Here is a 23,632-nt window from a genome sequence, read left to right as displayed (position 1 = left end):
TCTTCAGGTTCGGCCCGCCGGAGCCCCCGGACGTCAGCCCACGCGGGCGCCGACGATACCGCCGTCGACGTCGATCGAGCTGCCCTGCACGAAGCGGCCCTCGTCCGACACGAGGAAGCGGACCGCGTACGCGACGTCGACCGGGCGGACGGGCACCCCGGCCGGCGTCTGCTTCGCCAGGTGGTCCATCGCCTCGGGGTAGTCGGCGTTGCCGCGGGTGGTGGTGGCGCCCGGCGCGACGCCGACGACCCGCACGCCGCGGGGCCCGTACTCCGCGGCCCAGCCCCGCGTCAGCTGCTCCAGGGCGGCCTTGGTCGCCGGGTACATCGCCATCGGGGCGGTGCCGACGCGGGCCATCCACGACCCGATGTTGACGATCACGCCGTCACCCCGCTCGGCCATGGCCGGAGCCAGCGCGCCGACGAGGACGTGCGGCGCGCGCACGTTGACCGCGAGCAGCGCGTCGAGGTCGTCGTCTGCGAAGGTCTCGGTCGGCCCGATCGGGTAGATGCCGGCATTGTTCACGAGGACGTCGACCCGGCCACCCAGGACGTCGGTCGCCTCGGCGGCGAACCGCCGGAGGTCGGCGTACGAGCCGGCGAGGTCGAGGGTCAGCGCGTGAGCCTTGCCGCCGGCGGCGGTGATCGCGTCGGCGACGGGCCGGGCCCGGACGAGGTCGCGGGCGGTGACGAGCACGGTGGCGCCGGAGCTGGCGAGCACCCGGGCGACGGCCTCGCCGATGCCGGCGCTGGAGCCGGTGACGATCGCGGTGCGGCCGTCGAGGCGGCCGTCGGTGGGGAGGGAGGACAGGAGGTCATCGTTGGACTGCATGGTCCAGTTCTAGCACACGCTCTGGACCGTGGGGTCCAGCGCGTAGCCTCAAGGGCGTGGACGGAACCCTCACGGAGCGCGGCCGCCAGACCCGCCAGCGCATCATCGAGGCGACCGGGCAGCAGATCCTGGCCGGCGGGATCGGCGGGACGACCCTCGACGGGGTGCGCGCGGCGACGCTGACCAGCAAGAGCCAGCTGTTCCACTACTTCCCCGGTGGCAAGAACGAGCTGGTGCGCGAGGTCGCGGCGTGGGAGGGCGACCAGCTGCTGGCCGCGCAGCTCCCGTGGCTCGACGACCTGTCGACCTGGGAGTCGTGGCACGCCTGGCGCGACGCGCTCGTCGACTACTACCTGGGCCTGGGCCGGTGGGCGTGCCCGATCGGCTCCATGGCCTGGGAGGCCGCCGCCACCGACCCCGAGCTCGCCGCCGGGATCGCCGAGGCGATGCGCGCCTGGCGCGGCAAGCTGGCCGACGGCGTACGCCGCCTCCAGGCCGCCGGGGGAGTGGCGCCCACCTCCGACCCCGAACGCCTCGCCGCCGCCATCCTCGCCGCCGTCCAGGGCGGGCTGATGCTCAGCCAGCCCGAGCGCAGCAGCTGGCCCCTCGAGGCCGCCCTGGACTCCCTGCTCGACGTCCTCCGCGCGGGTGCCCCCGCGACGAACGTTCCCTGAGACGACAACGAGCCACGTTGTGCACCGATGTCGGTGCACAACGTGGCTCGGTGCTCGGCCTTAGGCGCCCGCGCCCTCCTGCGCCACACCGGCGACCGCGGTGGGGTCGCCCACGCGGTACTTGTCGTACGCCTGCTTGGCCGCACCCGCGTCGTACTGGCCCTCGCGGCCCAGGCTCTCGAGCGTGGCGACGACGATCGACTCGGCGTCGACCTCGAAGAACCGTCGTGCCGCGGCCCGCGTGTCCGCGAAGCCGAAGCCGTCGGTGCCGAGCGAGGTCCACGGCTGGTAGACGTACGGCGCGATCTGGTCCTGCACCGCGCGCATGTAGTCGCTGACCGCGACCACGGAGCCCTCGGCCCCGTGCAGCATCTGCGTGACGTGCGGGTAGCGCTTGTCCTCGCCCGGGTGGTTGAGGTTCCAGGTCGCGGTCTCGACGGCGTCGCGGCGCAGCTCGTTCCACGAGGTCACCGACCACACGTCGGCGGCCACGCCCCACTCGTCGGCGAGCATCTTCTGGGCCTTGAGCGCCGCGGCCATGCCGATGCCCGAGGCCAGCAGCTGCGCGCGCGGCTTGCCGGCGGGGTCGATCGGCGCGGTGTTGTAGCGGTAGAGGCCCCGCAGCAGCGCCTCGACGTCGAGCCCCTCGGGCGCACCCGGCTGGTCGACCGGCTCGTTGTAGACCGTCATGTAGTAGATGACGTTCTCGCCGTCGGGGTGCTCGGTGTCGTCGTGGCCGTACATCCGGCGCAGGCCGTCCTTGACGATGTGCCCGATCTCGAACGCGAACGCCGGGTCGTAGTGCACGATCGCCGGGTTGGTGCTCGCCAGCAGCGGCGAGTGGCCGTCCGCGTGCTGCAGACCCTCACCGGTCAGAGTCGTGCGGCCCGCCGTGGCGCCGATCAGGAAACCGCGCGACATCTGGTCGGCCATCGCCCAGATCGAGTCGCCGGTCCGCTGGAACCCGAACATCGAGTAGAAGATGTAGACCGGGATCATCGGCTCGCCGTGGATCGAGTAGGCCGACCCCGCGGCGATCGTGGAGCCCATGGCCCCCGCCTCGGAGATGCCCTCGTGCAGGAGCTGCCCGTTCTTGGCCTCCTTGTAGGAGAGCAGCAGCTTGCGGTCGACCGACTCGTACGTCTGGCCGTGCGGGTTGTAGATCTTGGCCGTCGGGAACATGGAGTCCATGCCGAAGGTGCGGAACTCGTCCGGCGCGATCGGCACGATCCGCTGGCCGATCTCCTTGTCGCGCATCAGGTCGCGCAGCAGCCGGACGAACGCCTGGGTCGTCGCGACCTTGGCGCCGCCCGCGGGCTCCATCAGCGGGGCGTACATCTCGTCGCCCGGGAGCTTGACGACGACCGGCTTGACCCGCCGCTCGGGCAGGTAGCCGCCGAGCGCCCGACGGCGCTCCTGCAGGTACTGGATCTCCTCGTTGTCCTGCCCCGGGTGGAAGTAGGGCGGGTTGTACGGGTCCTCGAGCTGGCTGTCGGGGATGTCGAGGTAGAGCCGGTCGCGGAAGGCCTTGAGGTCCTTGCTCGTCAGCTTCTTCATCTGGTGCGTGGCGTTCTTGCCCTCGAGGGCGTCGATCGTCCAGCCCTTGACGGTCTGCGCCAGGATCACGGTCGGCTGCCCGACGTGCTCCTTGGCCGCCTTGAACGCCGCGTAGACCTTGCGGTAGTCGTGCCCGCCGCGCGACAGCGTCTTCAGCTGCTCGTCGGAGTAGTTGGCGACCATCTTCTGCAGGCGCGGGTCGGAGAAGAAGTTCTGGCGGATGTACGCGCCGTCCTCGACCAGGTAGGTCTGGTACTGCCCGTCCGGGGTGGTGTTCATCTTGTTCACCAGCGCGCCCGAGGCGTCCGCCGCGAGCAGCGGGTCCCAGTCGCGGCCCCACAGGACCTTGATCACGTGCCAGCCGGCGCCGAGGAAGTACGACTCGAGCTCCTGCACGACCTTGCCGTTGCCGACCACCGGGCCGTCGAGCTGCTGCAGGTTGCAGTTCACGACGTACGTCAGGTTGTCGAGGCCCTCGCGCGACGCGACGCGGATGGCGCCCAGCGACTCGGGCTCGCCCATCTCGCCGTCGCCCAGGAACGCCCAGACGTGCTGGTCGGAGGTGTCCTTGATGCCGCGGTTGGCGAGGTAGCGGTTGAACCGCGCCTGGTAGATCGAGTTGATCCCGGTCAGGCCCATGGAGACCGTCGGGAACTCCCAGAACTCCGGCATCAGGCGGGGGTGCGGGTAGGACGAGAGGCCGCGACCCGGTCCGCGCGAGACCTCCTGGCGGAAGCCGTCGAGCTGGTCGGCGCTCAGCCGGCCCTCGAGGTAGGCGCGGGCGTAGATGCCGGGGGAGGCGTGGCCCTGGATGAAGACCTGGTCGCCGCCGCCGGGGGCGTCCTTGCCCCGGAAGAAGTGGTTGAAGCCGACCTCGTAGAGGCTGGCCGCGCTCTGGTAGGTCGCGATGTGCCCGCCGACCTCCAGGCCCTTGCGGTTGGCCTTGCTGACCATGATCGCGGCGTTCCAGCGGATGTACGCCCGCAGCCGACGCTCGACGTGCTCGTCGCCGGGGAACCACGGCTCCGCCTCCGGCGGGATGGTGTTGACGTAGTCGCTGCTGCGCAGGGCGGGCAGGCCGACCTGCTTCTCGCGCGCCCGGGCGAGCAGCTGCAGCATCACGAAGCGGGCGCGTGCCTTGCCCTTCTCGTCGAGGAGGTCGTCCAGGGACTCGAGCCAGTCCTGGGTCTCCTCGGGGTCGATGTCCGGGACCTGGTGCACCAGGCCTTCTGCCGTCAGGGTCGGGCGCGGCCCGCCGGCGCTGCTCGCGCCGGTGCTGCTCGTGTGCCCGCTCTGGCTCGCCATCGATGCTCCTCACTTCGGGCCAGCGGCTGGGGTGGTGCCGCCCGCGCCCTTCGTCAACGTGGCCCCCATCCTGTCACCGGCCTCCAGCCGACGCACCGTGGTGGTCCCGCCGCGCCCCGTTCCCCCTTCCTGGAGGGGCCCGCCTGTGCGAGGCTGTCGGCCACAAGGCGCCGCGTGGACGCGGCTGCCGGGGCTCGACCGTCCTTCGGGGCGGTCGTACGAGAGGAGCGTGCCGTGAGTACGGCGGCAGGTGCCACGGGCGACAACCCGGCGGCCAGCAAGCTGGGACTCACCAGCGGTCAGATCGTCCAGGAGCTCGGCTGGGACGACGACGTCGACGACGCGCTGCGGCTCGCCGTGGAGGACGCCGTCGACGGCGAGCTCGTCGAGGAGGCGGTCGAGGCGGTCGACGTCGTGCTGCTGTGGTGGCGCGACGGGGACGGCGACCTGGTCGACGGCCTGGTCGACTCGCTCACCGACCTCACCGACACCGGCTACATCTGGCTGATGACGCCGAAGGTCGGACGCGCGGGCTACGTCGACGCGAGCGACCTCTCCGAGTCCGCCATCACCGCGGGCCTGGCCCAGACGGTGAGCGCGACGGCGTCCGCCGAGTGGTCGGCGACCAAGCTCGTCCGCCCGCGCGGCACGCGCCGGTGACCCTGGCCGTCGGAGACCGCGCCCCGGACTTCCGCACCCGGAACCACCACGGCGAGACGGTCACGTTCCACGAGGAGCTCGCCCGCGCCGAGGGCCCGGTCCTGCTGGTCTTCTACCCCTGGGCCTTCTCGGGCATCTGCACGAGCGAGCTCGGTGCGCTGCGCGCGGGTCACGCCGACCTCGTCGCGGCCGGCGTACGCGTGCTGGCGGTGTCCTGCGACGCCATGTTCACGCTGCGCGCGTTCGCCGAGGCCGAGGACCTCCCGTTCGACCTGCTGAGCGACCACTGGCCGCACGGGGCGGTCGCACGGGAGTACGGCGTCTTCGACGACGGGGCCGGGTGCGCGCTGCGCGGCTCGTTCCTGGTCGACCCCTCGGGCACGATCCGCTGGCAGGTCCTCAACGGCATCGGCGAGCCCAGGGACATCGTCGCGCACCTGCGCACCGCGCTCGCCGACCGCTGACGCCGCGGCGGACCGCGAGGCCCGAGGGCCGCGCGCACCGGGGGACCGGCGGTCCCTAGTCTCGGACCATGCCCCTCGACGGTGAGTACGAGCCCAGCCCCGACCAGTGGGTCCGCGACCAGGTGGAGACCTACGAGGCGACCGACGGGCGCGAGGCCAACACCCTTGGCGACACCGGGATGCCGGTCGTGATCTTCACGACGCGCGGCCGGAAGTCGCGCAAGATCCGCAAGATGGCGCTGATGAAGGTCGAGCACGACGGCGCGTACGCGCTGGTCGCCTCGAAGGGCGGGGCGCCCGAGCACCCCGTCTGGTACCTGAACCTCAAGGCCGACCCCGACGCGCTGATGGTCCAGGACGGCGCCGACCGCTGGGACGCGACGACGCGCGAGCTGAGCGGCGACGAGCGTCAGGAGTGGTGGGACCGCGCGGTCGCCGCCTACCCGCCGTACGCCGAGTACCAGACCAAGACCGACCGCCTGATCCCCGTGCTGCTCGCGGAGCGTCGCGACTGATCCGGCGGCTCGGGGATGACATCTTCTGCCTCGAGGGACCAGCTGCGCGCGACCCCCAGCGCCGTACGGTCGTCCCCGCCGAGGAGGACGGCTGTGCCGCACCCGTTCCGTGCGCTCCCCGGTCGGCTCGCCCCGGTCGTCCTCTGCTGCCTGCTGGCCCTCGTGCCGCTGCTCGTCGGCCCCACCTCCGCGGGCGCCGCCCCCGTGGCGGACCCGCCGCCGGCGTCGGTCGCGCAGTACCTGTACTCGACCCCCTCCGGCTCGGCCGTCGGTCCGTGGTGCCACCCCCAGGACCTCACCCCGTGCTCCCTGGGCAACGACCTGGTCCGCCGCATCGACGCCGTGCCGCCCGGCGGGGTCGTGGACGTCGTCATGTACTCGACGACCCGCGTGGACATGGCGCAGGCCCTCGTGGGCGCGGCCGCCCGCGGCGTGTCGGTCCGGGTGCTCACGAGCCATCCCAAGCCCGACGGCGAGAAGAGCGGTGACGTCGCCGACCGCGTCCAGGTCCTCGTCGACCAGCTGCGGCTGCTGCGGCGGCCGGTCAAGGTCGGCTGGGGCTCGCTCTCCCGCTCGGGCCGGGCGGGGATCGAGCACCGCAAGCTCGTCCTGATCGACCCCGACCCCGCGGTCGACGGCGACGAGGAGACGATCTCGGACTCGGGCAACTGGACCTACTCCCTCGACACCGCCTACAACGACCGGACCGTCGTCACCGACCGCTGCCTCTACGCCGCCACGCGCAAGCACCTCGACGTGCTGTGGAAGGACAAGGCCGCCAAGCGGATCGACGCCCTGCCGACCTGCGACGGACGGCGCCGGCTGTGGATGATGCCCGAGGTCCGGACCGACCCCGTGCTGGCCTGGGCCAAGCAGGCGCGCTGCGGGCTGGGCGCGCGCGTGACGTTCGCGAACTTCTACCTCACCGGGTCCAAGGCCGACCTGGTCGACCAGCTCATCCGGTTCCGGCGGGCCGGCGCGTACGTCCAGGTGGCGGCGAACGACGAGCTGACCGGGCACTACTCGACCACGCAGAAGCGGCGGATGGTCGCGGCCGGCATCAAGGTGTACGACGTGTCGGTGCTGCTCGACCCCGTGACGGGCCGCAAGGTCTACGACCACCAGAAGAGCCTGTCGGCGACGGGCTGCGGCGAGGCGTTCTCCGCCCAGGGCTCCACGACGCAGAACAGCACGGCCTACACGAAGAACGGGAACGCCGTCGTGACGTCGTCGGTCTGGTCCGACGCGGCCGCCATGCAGGCCGGGTTCGCGACGATGGTGGCGGGCGCGCACCGGTTGACCGCGGCCGACCTCGGCTGAGACCCCGGCGACCCGCCGCGGTCGGCAGGCCCGCTGATCCCGGTGCCGCCGGCCGACGCCGCCGTCGGCGGCGAACCGGGACCGGTGGTCAGCACTGGCGGCGCAGCGCACCCATGTCGAGGATCTGCACCCCGCCCCGACCGAGGCGGACGACGTCGGCCAGCTCGAGGCGTCGCAGCGCCGCGTTGACGGTCGGTCGGGTCGTCCCCGCCAGGCCGGCCAGGTCCTCCTGCGTGAGCGGGACGCGGACCGACTCCTCGCCCGTGCCGTAGAGCAGGCCCACCTCGTGCAGGCGGCGCGCGACGCGGCGGTGCACCGGCAGGTGGTGGGCCTCCGCGACGCGGTGGCTCAGGCGGTCGATCCGCCGGGCCATCAGCTGCATGACGAAGTCGTCGACCTCCGGCGTGCTGCGCCGGATCCGGTCGAACTCGGCCCGTCGCAGCACGAGCGCCTCCACCGGGTCCAGGGCGACGACGTCCGCCGTCCGCTCGCGCTCGCGGTTCAGCAGACCGACCTCGCCGATGATGTCGCCCCTCCCGAGGACGGCGAGCGTGACCTGGCTGCCCGACGGCAGGAGCAGGCGCACCACGGCATGCCCGTGGGTCACCACCAGGAGCGCCGTCGCGTCCTCGCCGTCGCGCACCAGCAGCTCTCCGGGGTCCCAGCTCCGGCGGACGGCGGCGGCCAGCACCGCGTCGCGACCCGGGACGGGGAGCCGCGCGAGGAAGCCCGAGCCGGTTCCGGGAGCAGCAGGCACGAGGCCAGCATCGCAGCGCTGCCGGTCGTCCCCGCGCGGGCGCCGGGGCCCAGCACCGGCAGCGGCGCCCCCCAGCAACCGCTGCCGGTGTCCCCCTGGGGGACCCCGACGGCCGGCGCTCGGACCCATTCCCTGTGGCCCGCGCCGTCCGACGGGTCGGTGTCGGCCCGCACGCCCAGGTTCGCCGGGCCGCGAGCGCCCGTCTGTCGTCTCGACGACACAACGCGGAAGGAGGAGTGGTTGCGATCTACGGGGGACAATGACGGCGTGCCCGCCGCCCCCGCGCCTGCCGCGCCGTGAGCGCGGGATGACCGGTCGGGCCTGCAGCTGCGGACGGATGCCCGGGGCCGAGGACCGCTTCTGCGCCAGCTGCGGACGGCCGCTGGAGGCGGGGACGGCGTCACCGCACGAGGGCCCGCCCGTCGAGCTGCTCGCCGACCCGACCGACGGCGCTGACGGTCCCGACGCCCTGGTCGAGCTCCTGCGCGGCTTCGTCGGCCGGCAGGTGGCGGACCGGATCACGCTCGAGGGTGGACGTCCCGAGGAGGAGCGCCGCCTCGTCACCGCCGTCTTCGCGGACCTCTCCGGCTTCGCCGCGCTCGCCGGCCGGCTCGACGCCGAGGAGCTGCAGAGCGTGGTCGACCCGGTCCTCGCCGGGCTGGCGGGGGTCGTCGGTCGCTACGACGGGCACGTGGAGAAGTTCGCCGGCGACGCGTTGCTGGCTCTGTTCGGCGCGCCGGTGGCCCACGAGGACGACGCGGCGCGGGCGCTCCACGCGGCCCTGGACATGCGGGCCGAACTGACCCGGCTGGTCGGGCTCGTCCCGACCGGGTCGGCCGACGAGCTGCGGCTGCACGTCGGGGTGAGCACCGGGCCGGTGGTGGCCCGGACCGTCGGGTGGACGGCGCGGATGGACTACGCCGTCCTGGGTGAGTCGGTCATCCTCGCCCAGCGTCTGCAGGCTCTCGCACCGGCGGGGGAGGTCTACGTGGGCGCCTCCACCCGAGCGCTGGTGGGTGAGGAGTTCGTGTTCGCCGACCTCGGCTCGCTGACCGTGAAGGACCGCCCGGTCCCGGTAGCGGCCTTCCGGCTCCTCGGCCGGGGGACCGCGGGAACCGAGGAGGGCCTGCCGCTGGTGGGCCGCGAGGCCGAGCAGGCCGCTCTCACCGACTGCCTGGGTCGGGCTCGCGCCGGCGAGGGCGTCGTGGTGCGGGTGAGCGGGCCGCCGGGGTCGGGGAAGTCGCGGCTGCTGGCCGAGGTGGGCCGTGCGGCGCGGGTCGGCGGCGCCACCGTCGTCGAGCTCCTCGGCGCGGTCCACGCCCAGAGCCCCTACCGTTGCGTGCTCCCGCTCGTCGCGTCCGCCCTCCAGCACCGGTACCCGGACGCGGAGGACCGTCTGGACGCGCTGGCGGCCGACGACGCGGCGCCGGCCGACGTGGGGCTCACGGCGGTCCTGGTCGGGCGGGCCGGGGCTGGGGACGCGCTCGACCCCCGGTCGCCCGACCTGGTCCGCCGACAGCTCGACGCCGCCGTCCGTGCCTGGCTCCTCGACCTGGTGACGCGAGGCCCCGTCGTCCTGCTGGCCGACGGGCTGCAGAGCTTCGACACCGCGTCGGCGGAGGTGCTGGGGCAGCTGGTCGACGACCCCGTGGCCGGTGTGCTGCTCTGCCTCGGCACGCGGGACGAGGACGGCCCGCGTACGGGGACCTCGCTGCGCCTGCCCGAGCTGGGCGCAGGGGACGTCCGCGAGCTCGTCGCCGCCGAGCTCGGCCTGGTCCCCGACGACCGCCTGGTGGCCCACGTCTCCGAGCGGGGCCAGGGGAATCCCCTGATGGTTCGCGAGACGGTCCGCCAGCTCCGCCTCGAGCGGCTGCTGGAAGAACGGCACGGTTTCGCCCGGCTGGTCACGGGCGCGCACACGGTGCCGGCCACCCTCGAGGGCTTGCTCGCGGCGCGGCTCGACGCCCTCCCACCCGCGGTCGCGCAGGTGGCGACGACGGCCGCGGTCATCGGCCTGACCGTCCCGCCGGCGCTGCTGCGCGAGGTGACCGGTCTGTCGCCGGAGAGCTGCGCCCGGCAGGTCGACGCGCTCGTGCGGGCCGACGTCCTGCGGGCGGCGCCCGCGGACGGGGTCTCGGGGACGGTCGCCGTCTGGCGCTTCGAGAACGCGCTCGTGCGCGACCTGCTCGTCGCCCGGCTCACGACGCGCCGTCGGCAGCGCCTCCACGCCCGGGTCGCGGACGCGTTGGGCGCGGTCGACGAGCCGTCGGAGGAGGTCGTCGCCCTGCGGGCCGAGCACCTCTACCTCGCCGGCGACCTGGCCGGGGCCCTTCCGTGGCTGCGGCGTGCGGCCGTGCACGCCCGGCGCCTCCTCGCCCAGGACTCCGCGGTGCTGGCGCTCACCCGGGCGGTGCAGGCCGCCCGGAGCGTGGCGCCCGAGGCGCTGGCCGAGCTCGCGACCGACCTGGCCGACGTCTGGGCCGAGCGTGGCGAGCACGCGCGGGCCCGCGAGCTCTACCGCGAGGCGCGCCGGCGCGGCGGCGACGCCCGGTCCTGGGCGGGTGAGGCCTCGGTGCTGCGCCGCGAGGGTCGCTACGCGGACGCGCTCGCCCTGCTCGACGAGGCGGACGCGGCCCGGGCGGGCGGTGACGTGCGGCTGCTCGCCAACGAGCGCAGCTGGGCGCTCTCGGTCTCGGGGGACCTCGAGGGGGCGGTCGGCGCGCTGCAGGTCGGCCTGGACGCGGGGGACCCGACCGACGGCGTCGCCGGCCTGCTCCTGCTGCAGCTCGTGCGGGCCGAGACCCTGCTGGGCCAGCTCCCGTCCGCGCGCGAGCACGTCCGGCGCGCGATCGACAACCTCGAGCGCGCCGGTGACCGGGCCGGGCTGTGCACCGCGTTCCGGCTGCTCGGGTCGCTGCAGCAGACCTCAGGGGAGCTGGACGCCGCCGCGACCACCCTCATCGAGGGCCTGCGTCTCGCCACCCAGGCGGGGCTGATGGAGGAGATGGGCGGGTGCCAGCTGAACCTCGGGCTGGTGCACGCGGACCGGGGTGACCACCGTGCCGCGGAGGACGCCTACCGGCTCGCGGGGATCACCTTCGAGCAGGCGGGCATCGAGGCCGGACGCGCGATGGCGTACGGGAACCGGGCCTGCGAGCTCTTCCTGCTGGGCGAGCACGACCGGTCGCGCACGCTGGCCCGGCGGGCGCTCGCCCTGGCCGAGCAGGTCGGCAACCAGCTGACGGCTGCCGACGTGCACCAGACCCTGGCCCTCGTCGCGGAGGCGACGGGTGACCTGGTCACGGCGCACCGGGAGGCCGAGGCGGCGGTCGCCGGCTTCGAGCGTGCCGGGCTGGCCGTGGCTGCCGGACCCAGCCGGGAGCTCGCGGAGCGCTGCGCGCCCTGAGTCCGGCTCAGGCGCCAGGCGGGTCCTGCGTCAGTGGTACGAGACGGAGCAGGTGGTGGGCTCGTACTCGCCGACGACCTCGTAGGGACCGCTGCTCGCGGCGTTCGCCCGGTGGGCGACGTCGGCCACGTCGATCCGGTGCGACTGCGGCGTCTTCACGGAGAAGCTCACCACCTTCACCCCGGCGTCCTCGGCCGTGAACGTGATTGGGGTGGTCCGCAGGCTGAAGGTGCAGTCCGGGGCGTCGACCGCGCGCAGGAGGACCGTGCCGCGGTAGCCGGTGTCCAGGCGGCCGTCGCGGCGGAGCGCCCGCAGCAGCACCGGCGTCGGGGTGGCGACCTGCACGCTCGCCGGCACGTCGACGCGGAGGCTCGTGGTGGGCTTGCGCACCACGCGCACGGTGACCCGCGACGGCTCGCGCTGACCGCTCGCGTCCGAGACCGACACCGGGAGCGCGTAGCGTCCGGTCGCCTTCGGCGCACGAATGTCGAACACCCTCAGCGTCACCGACTGCCCGGGCAGGCAGCTCAGGTGGGAGACGACGGCGATGTGCGCCTTCGCCGTGTTGAGGACCGTGACCGTCGGCGGCCCCGAGGTGCCGCGGCAGTCGTCGGGGCCGAGGTCGCCTAGCTTCTCGCTCGGCCGGACGACGACGCTCCCGGCGATGGAGGGGTCGTCGGGGAAGAGGCGGTTGCCGACCTGCAGGGTCGAGCGCCAGGCCGGCCGCGGCAGCGTGAGGACGACGGTGCCGTCGGTGAGAGGGCCGCCCGCGTCGAAGCGGAGCAGCAGGTTGTTGCCGGTGCTGCCGGCCACCACGTCGGCGACGGCGTCCGTCTCGAGGTCGTAGCCGGAGACGCCGAGCCGGTCCGGCACGCTGAGGACGGGCGGGTCGGGGTCGTCGGCCGAGGCCGGCGTCGACGAACCGGCCGTGGTCAGGACCAGGGCGAGCAGCAGGGCGAGGATCACCGCCGCGAGGCGTCGGGGGAGCGCGAGCGAGGGGTGCGTCGGCACCGGGGTGGCGTGGACTTGCGTCATCGGGGCGTCCTTGGTCGGGGGTCACCCGAACCATGACAGAAACCCTGGTGCCACGGAACCCCGACGGCCTGGGTGGGAGCAGAGGGGCTCGAACCCCCGACCCCCTGCTTGTAAGGCAGGTGCTCTGACCAGCTGAGCTATGCTCCCGCGCGCCGCGGCCGGGCCACGCTACCGGTCCGGACGACGAGCCGCACCATTCTCGCACCGGGCGGTGGAACAGGCAGGGCAGCAGGTGAGGACGCCCTAACCTGGAGGGGTGACGAACGAGGTGGTGGTGCTCCGGGACACCCTGGCGGCTCATCGCTCGATGCTCATGGGCGCGCTGAACAGCAACGAGCACCTCGACATCGACCGCGCCTTCGCCGCCCACGCGGGCCTGGCCCGCGTGCTCACCCACTGGGACGACCTCACCGCGCACCAGCAGCGCGCCGTGATGGAGACGGTGGAGTACGTCGTGAACGGCGACGACGAGCAGCCCGACCTCACCTCGCCCGACGGGTTCGCCGACGACCTCGCCCGCGTCCGCGCGTTGCAGGCCGCCCTCGGCTACGCCTGACCCGTACGCTGACCGGCCATGACCACCCTGGCGGCCCGCACCGCGCTCGGCGTGCTCACGGGGGCCATCGCCCTCGCGGCGATGCTCCGCCTGGTCGGAGGGGCCTTCACGGGCGGGATGTCGAGCTTCGCGCTCGTCGTGACCCTCGTGGCCATGGTGCCGTGGGTCGGCTACGTGACCTGGCGGGCCCGACGCAGCCGGCTCGTCCCGCGTACGGCGCTTTTGGTCCTCGGGCTCGACGTCCTCGGCCTCGTCCTGGTCTGGGTCCTCGTCTTCGGACCGGTGCTGGCCCTCGCCGTGTCGTTCGCGGCCTTCGTCCTCATCTGGATCGGCGACCGGCCGCTGCGTACGACCCCGCGCTCGGAGCGGTTCGTCCGCGTGGAGGAGCTCCGCACCCCGGAGCCCGACGACTCCGACGACCCGCTCGAGGACGAGAGCTCCGGCGAGGAGCCGGGCGACGAGGACAGCACCACGCCGCGCAGCGCCTCCGACTAGCACGAGAACGGCCCGGCGCCGTCGACGAGCCCAGCAGGCGTCGATGCGCACTTGCGCGCGCCGACACGCGCTTGGAGGGTGCCGAACTGCGCAGTCGCGAGGGAAGCGCCCCCTGAGCTGGTCGAAGGGCCTCGAAGAGGTCGGTGTTCTTGCTGGTGGCCGAGGGGGAGACCAACCCGTTCCGGGCCCTTGGACCAGATCAGGGGGCGGCGTCGCGAGCGTGCGCTCCCGCACCGGGGCACCCCGATGGGAGGTGCGGTAGCGCACGGTCGTGAGGGGGCGTTCGGGGTCAGACCTCCAGCCGCAGCGCCAGGGCGGCGGCGCCGAGGAGGCCGGCGTTCTCGAGCACGGCCGGGCGGACCTCGAGGTCGCGGACGTAGGGGAGCGCGGCGAAGTCGGCGAGGTGCCGGCGCAGCGGGTCGAAGATGACGGCGCCCGCCCGCGAGACGCCGCCGCCGAGGACGAACGTCGTCACGTCCAGCTCGGTCGCCGTGGTGGCGATCCCGGCGGCGAGGGCGCGCATGCCCTCGTCGATGACCGCGAGCGCGACCGCGTCCCCGAAACGTGCGTCAGCGGTCAGCGCGCGGGCGTCGTCGCCGCCGGCCCAGCCGCGCGCCCGTGCCGCGGCGACCAGGGCGGGGCCCCGGGCGTACATCTCGACGCAGCCGTGCCCGCCGCAGACGCAGCGGGCGCCCCACGCGTTCACGCTGATGTGGCCGAGGTGGACCGCGTTCCCGGTCGTGCCGCCGAACAGCCGGTCCTCGAGCACGGCGCCCGCGCCGACGCCGGTGGACAGGACCATCCCGACCATCGACGCCACGTCGCGGGCCGCCCCGAGCCAGTGCTCGCCGAGGGCGAAGCAGTGCCCGTCGTTGGCCAGCCCGACCACCGCCCGTCGACCCGACGCCTCGGCGGCGGCGCGGCGTACGTGGTCGACCAGCGGGAAGTCGCGCCAGGCGGGGATGTTCACCGGCGAGACCGTGCCCGCGGGACCGTCGAGCGGTCCGGCCGACGAGACGCCCACCCGCAGCGGGTCGGAGGTGGCAGGCAGCCGCGCGGCGATCGCGGCGATGCCCTCGAGCAGCGGCTCGACCACCCGGAGCGGGTCGGGCTCGGGACGGGTCGGGCGCACGTCCTCGGCCAGGACCGTGCCCTCGTCGTCGACCAGGGCCAGCGCGATCTTCGTGCCGCCGACGTCGACGGCCAGGACGACCTCGGGCATCTGGGGTCCTCTCGTCCGGGCGCCGCGGGTCCATCCAGGAGCTCCGCCTCCGCGAGCGCCCTAGACTCGCATGTCGTGGCTGGTACCGACTTCTCCGTGGAGATCCCCGACCTCGAGCGGGCGCTGGCCTCGATCGAGGCGGTGCTCGACCCTGCCGGCAAGCGCCTGGAGATCGCCGACCTCGAGCAGCAGGTGTCCGCACCCGACCTCTGGGACGACGTGGACCACGCCCAGCAGGTCACCTCGCGGCTTTCCCTGCTCCAGTCCGACGTCGACCGGCTGACCGCGCTGCACTCCCGCCTCGACGACCTCGCGGTCCTCGTCGAGCTCGGCCAGGAGGAGAGCGACGACGCCAGCATGGTCGAGGCGGAGCACGAGCTGAGCGCGCTGCGCAAGACGATCGACGCCCTCGAGGTGCGGACGCTGATGGCCGGGGAGTACGACCAGCGCGAGGCCCTCGTGACGATCCGCTCCGAGGCGGGCGGGATCGACGCGGCCGACTTCGCCGAGATGCTGCAGCGGATGTACCTGCGCTGGGCGGAGCGCCACAAGTACCCGACCGAGGTCTTCGACACCTCCTACGCCGAGGAGGCGGGGATCAAGTCGACGACGTTCCAGGTGCGGGCGCCGTACGCGTACGGGACCCTGTCGGTCGAGCAGGGCACCCACCGCCTCGTCCGGATCTCCCCGTTCGACAACCAGGGCCGCCGCCAGACGTCGTTCGCGGGCGTCGAGGTGCTGCCGGTCACGGAGTCGACCGACCACATCGAGATCCCCGAGGCCGACATCCGCGTCGACGTGTTCCGGTCCTCCGGGCCGGGCGGGCAGAGCGTCAACACGACCGACTCGGCCGTGCGCCTCACCCACCTGCCGACCGGCATCGTCGTCTCCTGCCAGAACGAGAAGTCCCAGCTGCAGAACAAGGCCGCCGCGCTCCGCGTGCTGCAGTCGCGGCTGCTGGAGAAGGCGCGGCACGACCGCGAGGCCGAGATGAACGCGCTCAAGGGCGACGGCGGCAACAGCTGGGGCTCGCAGATGCGCTCGTACGTGCTGCACCCGTACCAGATGGTCAAGGACCTGCGGACCGACTTCGAGGTCTCCTCGCCCGACGCGGTCTTCGACGGCGACATCGACGGGTTCATCGACTCGGGCATCCGCTGGCGGATGCGTGACCACGTCGGCTGAGCCGATGACGCGCGGCACGCCCGGCCCCGAGGTCAGGCGGGTGAGCGCCGCGCTCACCTACAGTGGACGCGGCCGTCCGGCCCAGCCCTGCGCTGGGCGCGGATCCTCCTACCCGGCCGGGACCCAGCTGTGATTCGATTCGAGAGCGTCTCCAAGACCTACGACGGGCAGCGCCGCGCGGCGCTCGACCGCGTCAACGTCGACATCGACAAGGGTGAGTTCGTCTTCCTCGTCGGCGCGTCCGGGTCGGGCAAGTCGACGTTCCTGCGGCTGATCCTGCGCGAGCAGCGCGCGACCCGCGGCAAGGTCTTCGTGGCCGGCCGCGACCTCGGTCGCCTGCACAGCTGGAAGATCCCCGCGATGCGGCGCCAGATCGGGACCGTGTTCCAGGACTTCCGCCTGCTGCCGAACAAGACCGTCACCGAGAACGTCGCCTTCGCCCTGCAGGTCATCGGCAAGCCGCCGTCGACCATCAAGCGGGTGGTGCCGGAGGTGCTCGAGCTCGTGGGTCTCGACGGCAAGGGCGGTCGGCTGCCCGAGGAGCTGTCCGGCGGGGAGCAGCAGCGCGTGGCGATCGCGCGGGCCTTCGTCAACCGGCCGATGATCCTCATCGCCGACGAGCCGACCGGGAACCTCGACCCGGCGACCAGCATCGGCATCATGAAGCTGCTCGACCGGATCAACCGGGCGGACACCACCGTCCTCATGGCGACCCACGACTCGACGATCGTGGACCAGATGCGCAAGCGCGTGATCGAGCTCGACGACGGCGAGGTCGTCCGCGACCAGAGCCGCGGCGTCTACGGCTACCAGTGAGCCCGAGTAAGGACCGTTGATGCGTTTCCGCCACATCTTCTCCGAGACCCGAGCCGGTCTCCGGCAGAACCTGACGATGACCCTCGCGGTCATCATGACCATGTGGGTCTCCCTGTCCCTGTTCGGGGCGGGCCTGCTGGCCAGCCAGCAGGTCGACCTCATGAAGGGCCGCTGGTACGACAAGATCGAGATCTCGATCTTCCTGTGCACCAGCGACGTCCAGGGCGACAACTGCGACCCGGGTCAGGACGCGACCGACGCGCAGAAGCAGGTCATCCAGCAGACGCTGCTGAGCAACCCCGAGGTCGCCGGCAACGGCGTCTACTTCGAGGACAAGCAGGCCGCGTACGACGAGTTCCAGAAGGCGTACGCGGGCAGCCCCATCCGCGACTCCCTCACCGTCGACCAGATGCAGGAGTCGTTCCGGGTCAAGCTCAAGAACCCGGAGGAGTACGAGGGCGTCGTCAGCTCCGTCCAGGGGCTGCGCGGGGTGCAGAAGGTCCAAGACCTCCGCCAGTACCTCGACCCCTTCTTCAACGCCCTCAACCTCGTCCAGTGGGGGACCATCGCCACGTCGGCGCTGCTGCTGCTCGCCGCGGCCCTCCAGATCGGCAACACGATCCGGCTGGCGGCCTTCGCCCGACGGCGCGAGATCGGCATCATGCGGCTCGTGGGGGCCAGCAACCTCTACATCACGCTGCCGTTCCTCTTCGAGGCCGTGTTCTCCGCGCTCGTCGGCGCCGCGCTGGCCTGCGGCACGCTCGCGGCCGGCGTCTACTTCATCGTCATGCAGAAGGCTGAGCCCGCCATCCGGTCGATCCCCTGGATCGGCTGGAACCAGACCGGCCTCGCCATGCTCGGCGTCATCATCGTCGGCGTCGTCCTCTCGGTCGTCCCGACCATCGTCACGACCCGCAAGTACCTGCGCGTCTGACCCACGGCCCCGTGAACCGGGGTCACTGCCCGCCCGCGAACTCAGCCGCGCACCCTGCACACAGCCGCTCAGGCTGCAGGTTGCGCGGCTGTGTCGTCCCTCCGCGGCTACGCCTTGCGCGGCTCGCGCGCCCCGAGCTGGCTTCGCGCGAGAACGCTCCCTGAGCTTGTCGAAGGGCCTCGAAGAGGTGGGCTTCTCCGTCGTCGTTCGGCCAGCCGACTGGCTCTCACCCTCCGAACAGGCTCAGAGGGCGTCGTTACGCCCGTTACCGGTGGAACTGGCGTCGCCACATCGAAGACCGTGGTCTGACCCGTTCGAGCACCCTCGAGAACATCGACCCTTGACGTTTCCGCGGTTCCTGTGCTGCTGAACCCGCTCTGCTGAACTCTCGATGAAGCCTTCACCCTGAGTTACGCCTGAGCCTCTTGTGACTCGAGTGCAAGGGGTTGCCGCCCGTACGGGCGTTCTGCCTACCATCCGGCCCGTTGGTCACCCTGACCGACACACCGGGATTCTCCCCAGAATCTCGATCTGTAGTTGAGAGTCACCCTTCGGCCGCCGCGAACGGCCGCATCGGGACTCCGACGGACCTCGATTGGACGAACGCTGTGCCGGACCTTCCCCGCGTCCTCACCGACGCTCCGGTCGCCGACGACCTGCCCTCGGGCACGCTCACTGGTCATCGACCGACCCGCCTCGGCGGCCGCCTGAACGCCCTCGTGCTGACGGGTGCCCTCGTGGTCGCCCTCTCCGGCGGGCTCGTGATCTCGACGGCGCAGGCCGACGACCTCACCGACCAGCGCTCGGAGCTCAAGTCGCAGATCAGCCGGACCAAGGCCGACCTCAGCGAGTCGAGCGCGGCGCTCAGCAACGCGGGCGTCCAGGTCGACCGGGTGGCGAGCCAGCTGGCCTCCGCCCAGGCCGAGCTGGCCCAGGCCCGGTCGGCGCTCGCGACGGCCAAGGCCGACGACGTCCGGCTCGCCGGCAAGCTCAAGCGGGCCCAGGCCGACCTGGCCAAGGCGCGCGCGGCGGTGCTGGACTGCCAGGAGCGGCTCGACGCCAAGAAGCAGATGGTCGGCGTCATCGTGCGGAACCAGTACCAGCAGCAGACCAACCTCATGCCGATCGCCGTGCTGACCTCCCACAGCACGACGGACCTGGCGACCCGCATGCAGTGGGCGACCACCATGCTCGACACGACGCAGTCCAAGATCGACGCGCTGCTCGCGCTCGAGACCCAGCTCAAGGCCAAGCGCGCGTCGCTGGCCAAGGCCGAGAAGAAGGTGGCGGACGACCGCGCCGAGGCCGCCGACTCGCTGGCGCAGACCCGCCGGCTCGAGGCGCAGGCGAGCTCCGCCGCCGCCGCCGTCGCCGGGCACCTCGTGCAGCAGCAGGCCATCGAGAAGGCCGCCGCCCAGGACGTCGCGCAGGACCGGTCGCACTACGCCAAGCTCACCGCCGAGCGCGCGACGGTGGAGAACCGCATCGCCGTCCGGGTGGCCAAGCAGAAGGCAGCGGCCAAGGCCGCGGCGGCGAAGGAGGCGGCACGTCAGGTGGCGGCGGCCAAGGCCGAGGCCCGCGCGGCCGCCCGCTCGAAGGCGTCGTCCCCGAAGCGGGCCTCCCGCTCGACCAGCAGCGCCCGCGTCGCCGCCCCCCGGGCCGCGAGCAGCGCCAGCACCTCGTCCTCCGGCTCGCACCACGGCTTCATCTACCCGGTGAGCGCGCCGATCACGTCGCCGTACGGGATGCGCCTGCACCCCGTGCTGCACGTCTGGAAGCTGCACGACGGCACCGACTTCGGCGCCGGCTGCGGCGCGGCCATCCACGCGGCCGCCGACGGCGTCGTGGCCGAGAAGTACTACAACGCGGGTTACGGCAACCGGCTGATGATCGACCACGGCAAGGTCGACGGGAAGTACGTGACCACCGGCTACAACCACGCGATCCGCTACGTGGTTGGCGTCGGGGACCACGTCAAGCAGGGCCAGGTCATCGGGTACGTCGGGACGACCGGCTACTCCACCGGCTGCCACCTCCACCTCATGGTGTGGCTGAACGGCGGCATGGTGAACCCGATGAGCTGGTACTGACCGAGCCGACCGCCTGACGGCGGGCCGCACGACCAGCCGGGGGAGAGCCCCGGCCCAGAACACCCCCCGGTGCGACTCGCCGGGGCAGGACCGCCGGGGAAGGGGGTTCTGCCCCGGCGTTCGGGGTCTCCGGGGCGTTCCGGCTGCGCGCGTAGGGTGGGGATCCCGTGTTCGCCGCGGTGTGCAGTCAGTGCCGGCCTTCGCCGACCTCGACGCCGCCGTCACGAGCCCGCGTGCTGCGGCCCGGTCTTTCCGGGTGCCGCACCGGGCCGGCGAGTCCCTGACCAGAGGAGTCCCCATGCTGACCGTGCACGCCTACGCCGCCCCGAGCGCCACCGCGCCGCTCGAGCCCACCACGATCGAGCGCCGCGACGTCGGCCCGACCGAGATCCTGATCGACATCAAGTTCGCCGGCATCTGCCACTCCGACATCCACACCGCGCGCGGCGAGTGGGGCGACGCCGGCTGGCCGATCGTCGTCGGGCACGAGATCGCCGGCGTCGTCGCCGAGGTCGGCTCCGAGGTCAGCAAGCACCAGGTCGGCGACCGCGTCGGCGTCGGCTGCCTCGTCGACTCCTGCCGCGAGTGCGACAGCTGCCAGAAGGGCCTGGAGCAGTACTGCCTCAACGGCAACATCGGCACGTACGGCGGCATCGGCCGTGACGGCAAGCCGACCGCCGGTGGCTACTCCACCCACCTCGTGGTCGAGCAGGACTTCGCCCTGCGCATCCCCGAGGGCATCGAGCTCGACGAGGCCGCCCCGCTGCTCTGCGCCGGCATCACCCTCTACTCCCCGCTGAACCACTGGAACGCGGGCCCGGGCAAGAACGTCGCGATCATCGGCCTCGGCGGCCTCGGCCACATGGGCGTCAAGATCGCCCACGCCATGGGCGCGAAAGTCACCGTCCTGAGCCAGTCGCTCAAGAAGCAGGAGGACGGTCTCCGTCTCGGGGCCGACTCCTACTACGCCACGAGCGAGCCTGAGACCTTCGAGAAGCTCGCGGGCTCGTTCGACCTCATCGTCAACACGGTCTCGGCCAACCTGGACCTCGACGCGTACATGGGTCTCCTCGCGGTCGACGGCACCCTGGTCGAGGTCGGCGCTCCCGAGCACCCGATGTCGGTCAAGGCCTTCTCGCTGCTGCCGGGTCGGCGCAGCCTCGCGGGCTCCAGCATCGGCGGGATCCCCGAGACCCAGGAGATGCTCGACTTCTGCGCCGAGCACGGTCTGGGCGCCGAGATCGAGGTCATTCCGGCCAGCAAGATCAACGAGGCGTGGGACCGGGTCGTCAACAGCGACGTCCGCTACCGCTTCGTCATCGACACCTCGACCCTGGGCTGATCCCAGCCCCCGTCCCGCCTCCGATCACGGAGGCGGGACGCCGGTCGACCCTTCGAGCAGGGAGAATGGATCACATGCCGAAGGAGAAGGGCCGCAACCTCGTCGCCTCGAACAAGAAGGCGAGGCACGACTACACCATCCACGACACGTGGGAGGCGGGCCTCGTCCTCAGCGGGACCGAGGTCAAGTCCCTGCGGGCCGGTCACGCGAACCTGACCGACGCCTACGCCACCCTGGACGACGGGGAGGTGTGGCTGCGCGGCGCCAACATCCCCGAGTACAGCCACGGCACGTGGACCAACCACACGGCCCGTCGCACCCGCAAGCTGCTGCTCAACCGCCGCGAGATCGACAAGATCTCCCGCGAGCTGGGCACCACCGGGTCGATGACGCTGATCCCGCTGTCGCTCTACTTCAACGACGGCTACGCCAAGGTCGAGCTCGCCCTCGGCACCGGCAAGCGGGAGTACGACAAGCGGCACACGCTCGCCGAGCGCGAGGGTCGACGTGAGGCCGAGCGGGCGTTGGCCGCCCGGAACCGGAGGAACCGATGACCCGTCCGGGCACGTCCGCCGCCCGCAGCGGTGGGCTCAGCCGGGCCTCTCGGCTGCTGCTCGCGCTGTTCCTCGCCTGCGGGGTCGTGCTGACCTCGGCGCTGATCGGGACCCGCCCCGCCTCCGCCGCCACAGCGGACCTGGTCAAGTCCCTCGACGTCGCCTACGCCGTGCAGCCCGACGGCACCCTGCAGGTCAAGGAGACGTGGGTCTGGCAGTTCGGGAGCGACTCCGGCCGGCACGGCATCAAGCGCAACCTGGTGGTGCGCGAGCCGTGGTCCGAGCAGGGCAAGGACACGAACCAGGACGCGGTGTACACCCTCAGCAACCTGCAGGTCACCAGCCCCGACGGCGTCAACACCGACGTCAGCCAGGACGACACCCCCTCCGACAAGGGGCGTGAGGTCGAGACCACCCTCACGATCGGCAGCGGCAGCGAGACCATCAGCGCCCCCACCGCGACGTACGTCATCTCGTACGACCTCACGGGCGCCCTGCGCAGCTTCCCGAACGACAACCCGCCGTACGACGAGTTCTTCTGGGACGTCACCGGGTCGGGGAACCCCGCCTTCGAGCAGGTGCGCGTGACCGCCTCCGTGCCTCAGGGGCCCTACCAAGGCGGGCTCTCGTGCTTCGCCGGTCCGATCCAGTCGAAGACGAACTGCACGGAGCCCTCGAAGGTGAGCGGTGATGCGGGCGTGTTCGAGACCGACGACCTGCCGGCCGGCCAGAACATGTCGGTCGGCGTCAAGATCCAGCCCGGCGCGGTCGCCACCGTGACGCCCGACCTCCAGCCGCGGGCCGACGCCCGGACCCCGGCCGAGAAGGCTGCTGTCGTCGGCGCAGGCGTGGCAGTCGGGGGAGCGGCGATCGCCTCACCGCTCCTCGGCGTCGCGTACTACCGCAAGCGCGGGCGCGACCTGCGCTACGCCGGCCTGCCGCCGGGGTCGTTCCCGGCCGGCGGGCAGCAGACCGAGACGGTGCCGAACGACCCGGACCTCCAGATCCCCGTCGCGTTCGTGCCCCCGAAGATCCCGGTCGCCGAAGCGGGCCTGCTGATCGACGGCGTGCTCGACACCAAGGAGACGGCCGCGACGCTGGTCGACCTCGCCGTGCGGGGTGGCGTGCGGATCATCAGCGAGAACAAGAGCGACATGCGGGTCGACCTGCTCGACCCGAGCGTCGCGACCGCGCCCCACGAGATGGCCCTGCTCAACGGGATCTTCCGCGGCGACCCGCCCGGCACCGTGGTCGACCTGGGCTCGCAGGGCAGCCTCCTGCCGGCGCACGAGGCGATGGACGCCGCCGTACGCGAGCAGGTGACGGCACGCGGATGGTTCACCAAGGTGCCGAGCGGACGCTCGACCACGGGGCTCGGCCTCGGCGTCGTCGCGTTGGTCGTCTTCGGCGTCGTGCATGCCGGGCTGTGGGCGTTGCTCCTCGCCGCCGCCCTGCTGCCCGTCGTCATCACGGTCCTCGTGGTGAAGCAGAAGATGAAGCGGGGACAGCGCACGCCAGAGGGCCGGGCCTGGTCCGACCAGACCGAGGGCTTCAAGCAGTACATCGCGACGGCCGAGGCAGGTCAGCTGCGCTTCGAGGAGGGCGAGGACATCTTCTCGCGCTACCTGCCCTGGGCGATCGTCTTCGGTCTGGCCGACCGCTGGTCCAAGGTGTGCGGCGACCTGGTCGCGATGGGCCGGCTGCCTGACACCGTCCCGTACTGGTACTACGGCAACATGAACCTGAGCTCCTTCAACACCGGGTTCCTGACCGGGACCCTCCTGTCCTCGGCCAGCCCGGTCCCGTCGGCCTCGAGCGGGAGCGGCGGCACCGGTTTTGGTGGCGGCAGCTCGTTCGGCGGCGGTGGCTTCTCCGGTGGCGGCGGTGGCGGGGGCGGCAGCAGCAGCTGGTGAG

The 23,632-nt window shown here is 72.5% G+C and carries 20 protein-coding genes and 1 tRNA gene; 15 read left to right on the top strand and 6 right to left on the bottom strand.

The window, feature by feature from the left end; all coding sequences use genetic code 11:
- Positions 1–33 precede the first annotated feature (33 nt).
- The gene (locus FHX39_RS13640; protein ID WP_183339254.1) at positions 34–831 is read right to left on the bottom strand and encodes an SDR family NAD(P)-dependent oxidoreductase; all 798 of its coding nucleotides are present in this window, start codon (positions 829–831) and stop codon (positions 34–36) included.
- 56 nt (positions 832–887) lie between these two features.
- Between FHX39_RS13640 and FHX39_RS22185 the strand changes: the two genes are divergently transcribed.
- A complete protein-coding gene (locus tag FHX39_RS22185) occupies positions 888–1,505 on the top strand; it encodes a TetR/AcrR family transcriptional regulator (protein ID WP_183339252.1) in 618 nt (205 codons plus the stop codon).
- Positions 1,506–1,565: 60 nt separating this feature from the next.
- Here FHX39_RS22185 and aceE read toward each other — a convergent pair whose 3' ends face one another.
- Positions 1,566–4,367, bottom strand: a complete 2,802-nt coding sequence (aceE, locus tag FHX39_RS13630) for a pyruvate dehydrogenase (acetyl-transferring), homodimeric type (protein WP_183339250.1) — start codon at positions 4,365–4,367, stop codon at positions 1,566–1,568.
- Between the two features lie 234 nt (positions 4,368–4,601).
- Here aceE and FHX39_RS21260 point away from each other — a divergent pair, with 234 nt between their 5' ends.
- The 4 genes from FHX39_RS21260 (at position 4,602) to FHX39_RS13610 (ending at position 7,326) form a co-directional block, all read left to right on the top strand.
- Positions 4,602–5,027, top strand: a complete 426-nt coding sequence (locus FHX39_RS21260) for a DUF3052 domain-containing protein (RefSeq protein WP_183339248.1) — start codon at positions 4,602–4,604, stop codon at positions 5,025–5,027.
- Positions 5,024–5,491, top strand: coding sequence for a peroxiredoxin (locus FHX39_RS21255; RefSeq protein WP_183339246.1), 468 nt, complete (start codon positions 5,024–5,026; stop codon positions 5,489–5,491). The genes FHX39_RS21260 and FHX39_RS21255 overlap by 4 nt, the downstream gene beginning before the upstream one ends.
- Before the next feature lie 68 nt (positions 5,492–5,559).
- A complete protein-coding gene (locus FHX39_RS13615; RefSeq protein ID WP_183339244.1) occupies positions 5,560–6,006 on the top strand; it encodes a nitroreductase family deazaflavin-dependent oxidoreductase in 447 nt (148 codons plus the stop codon).
- A 93-nt stretch (positions 6,007–6,099) separates the two neighbouring features.
- A complete protein-coding gene (locus tag FHX39_RS13610; RefSeq protein WP_183339242.1) occupies positions 6,100–7,326 on the top strand; it encodes a phospholipase D-like domain-containing protein in 1,227 nt (408 codons plus the stop codon).
- An 88-nt stretch (positions 7,327–7,414) separates the two neighbouring features.
- Here the strand turns inward: FHX39_RS13610 and FHX39_RS13605 are convergent, their stop codons facing one another.
- On the bottom strand, positions 7,415–8,083 hold the full coding sequence (locus tag FHX39_RS13605) for a Crp/Fnr family transcriptional regulator (RefSeq protein ID WP_183339240.1): 669 nt from the start codon (positions 8,081–8,083) through the stop codon (positions 7,415–7,417).
- A 337-nt stretch (positions 8,084–8,420) separates the two neighbouring features.
- On the opposite strand from FHX39_RS13605, the gene FHX39_RS13600 reads away from it, so the two are divergent.
- Positions 8,421–11,489, top strand: a complete 3,069-nt coding sequence (locus FHX39_RS13600; RefSeq protein ID WP_183339238.1) for an ATP-binding protein — start codon at positions 8,421–8,423, stop codon at positions 11,487–11,489.
- Positions 11,490–11,519: 30 nt separating this feature from the next.
- Here FHX39_RS13600 and FHX39_RS13595 read toward each other — a convergent pair whose 3' ends face one another.
- Positions 11,520–12,524, bottom strand: a complete 1,005-nt coding sequence (locus tag FHX39_RS13595; RefSeq protein WP_183339236.1) for a hypothetical protein — start codon at positions 12,522–12,524, stop codon at positions 11,520–11,522.
- A 73-nt stretch (positions 12,525–12,597) separates the two neighbouring features.
- Positions 12,598–12,671, bottom strand: a tRNA-Val gene (locus FHX39_RS13590).
- Positions 12,672–12,780: 109 nt separating this feature from the next.
- On the opposite strand from FHX39_RS13590, the gene FHX39_RS13585 reads away from it, so the two are divergent.
- Together FHX39_RS13585 and FHX39_RS13580 are read left to right on the top strand one after the other, a co-directional pair.
- Positions 12,781–13,080, top strand: coding sequence for a hypothetical protein (locus FHX39_RS13585; protein ID WP_183339234.1), 300 nt, complete (start codon positions 12,781–12,783; stop codon positions 13,078–13,080).
- An 18-nt stretch (positions 13,081–13,098) separates the two neighbouring features.
- Positions 13,099–13,575 (top strand): hypothetical protein, encoded by a 477-nt coding sequence (locus FHX39_RS13580; RefSeq protein ID WP_183339232.1) that lies wholly within the window; start codon positions 13,099–13,101, stop codon positions 13,573–13,575.
- A 289-nt stretch (positions 13,576–13,864) separates the two neighbouring features.
- Here FHX39_RS13580 and FHX39_RS13575 read toward each other — a convergent pair whose 3' ends face one another.
- On the bottom strand, positions 13,865–14,797 hold the full coding sequence (locus FHX39_RS13575; RefSeq protein ID WP_183339230.1) for an ROK family protein: 933 nt from the start codon (positions 14,795–14,797) through the stop codon (positions 13,865–13,867).
- 75 nt (positions 14,798–14,872) lie between these two features.
- On the opposite strand from FHX39_RS13575, the gene prfB reads away from it, so the two are divergent.
- The 7 genes from prfB to FHX39_RS13540 all read left to right on the top strand — a co-directional run bounded on the left by prfB (position 14,873) and on the right by FHX39_RS13540 (position 23,631).
- The gene (gene prfB / locus FHX39_RS13570) at positions 14,873–15,982 is read left to right on the top strand and encodes a peptide chain release factor 2 (RefSeq protein WP_183339228.1); all 1,110 of its coding nucleotides are present in this window, start codon (positions 14,873–14,875) and stop codon (positions 15,980–15,982) included.
- 129 nt (positions 15,983–16,111) lie between these two features.
- A complete protein-coding gene (ftsE, locus tag FHX39_RS13565) occupies positions 16,112–16,798 on the top strand; it encodes a cell division ATP-binding protein FtsE (protein WP_183339226.1) in 687 nt (228 codons plus the stop codon).
- A gap of 19 nt (positions 16,799–16,817) precedes the next feature.
- Positions 16,818–17,732, top strand: coding sequence for a permease-like cell division protein FtsX (ftsX, locus tag FHX39_RS13560; protein WP_183339224.1), 915 nt, complete (start codon positions 16,818–16,820; stop codon positions 17,730–17,732).
- Positions 17,733–18,340: 608 nt separating this feature from the next.
- Positions 18,341–19,822 (top strand): peptidoglycan DD-metalloendopeptidase family protein, encoded by a 1,482-nt coding sequence (locus tag FHX39_RS22180; protein ID WP_183339222.1) that lies wholly within the window; start codon positions 18,341–18,343, stop codon positions 19,820–19,822.
- Between the two features lie 298 nt (positions 19,823–20,120).
- Complete coding sequence (locus FHX39_RS13550) at positions 20,121–21,164, top strand: NAD(P)-dependent alcohol dehydrogenase (RefSeq protein ID WP_183339220.1); 1,044 nt, start codon at positions 20,121–20,123, stop codon at positions 21,162–21,164.
- Between the two features lie 74 nt (positions 21,165–21,238).
- Positions 21,239–21,718, top strand: coding sequence for an SsrA-binding protein SmpB (smpB, locus tag FHX39_RS13545; protein ID WP_183339218.1), 480 nt, complete (start codon positions 21,239–21,241; stop codon positions 21,716–21,718).
- On the top strand, positions 21,715–23,631 hold the full coding sequence (locus FHX39_RS13540; protein WP_183339216.1) for a DUF2207 domain-containing protein: 1,917 nt from the start codon (positions 21,715–21,717) through the stop codon (positions 23,629–23,631). Before smpB ends, FHX39_RS13540 begins: the two co-directional genes overlap by 4 nt.
- Position 23,632 lies beyond the last annotated feature (1 nt).

Origin of the sequence: Microlunatus antarcticus (assembly GCF_014193425.1) — a bacterium.
Classification (GTDB): Bacteria; Actinomycetota; Actinomycetes; order Propionibacteriales; family Propionibacteriaceae; genus Microlunatus; species Microlunatus antarcticus.
This window is presented reverse-complemented; position numbering and strand designations above follow the sequence as displayed.

Coding starts and splice junctions, on each gene's coding strand:
- FHX39_RS13640 (WP_183339254.1), bottom strand. CDS start 831: ATGCAGTCCAACGATGACCTCCTGTCCTCCCTCCCCACCGACGGCCGC.
- aceE (WP_183339250.1), bottom strand. CDS start 4,367: ATGGCGAGCCAGAGCGGGCACACGAGCAGCACCGGCGCGAGCAGCGCC.
- FHX39_RS13615 (WP_183339244.1), top strand. CDS start 5,560: ATGCCCCTCGACGGTGAGTACGAGCCCAGCCCCGACCAGTGGGTCCGC.
- FHX39_RS13600 (WP_183339238.1), top strand. CDS start 8,421: ATGCCCGGGGCCGAGGACCGCTTCTGCGCCAGCTGCGGACGGCCGCTG.
- FHX39_RS13595 (WP_183339236.1), bottom strand. CDS start 12,524: ATGACGCAAGTCCACGCCACCCCGGTGCCGACGCACCCCTCGCTCGCG.
- FHX39_RS13580 (WP_183339232.1), top strand. CDS start 13,099: ATGACCACCCTGGCGGCCCGCACCGCGCTCGGCGTGCTCACGGGGGCC.
- FHX39_RS13575 (WP_183339230.1), bottom strand. CDS start 14,797: ATGCCCGAGGTCGTCCTGGCCGTCGACGTCGGCGGCACGAAGATCGCG.
- ftsX (WP_183339224.1), top strand. CDS start 16,818: ATGCGTTTCCGCCACATCTTCTCCGAGACCCGAGCCGGTCTCCGGCAG.
- FHX39_RS13550 (WP_183339220.1), top strand. CDS start 20,121: ATGCTGACCGTGCACGCCTACGCCGCCCCGAGCGCCACCGCGCCGCTC.
- smpB (WP_183339218.1), top strand. CDS start 21,239: ATGCCGAAGGAGAAGGGCCGCAACCTCGTCGCCTCGAACAAGAAGGCG.
- FHX39_RS13540 (WP_183339216.1), top strand. CDS start 21,715: ATGACCCGTCCGGGCACGTCCGCCGCCCGCAGCGGTGGGCTCAGCCGG.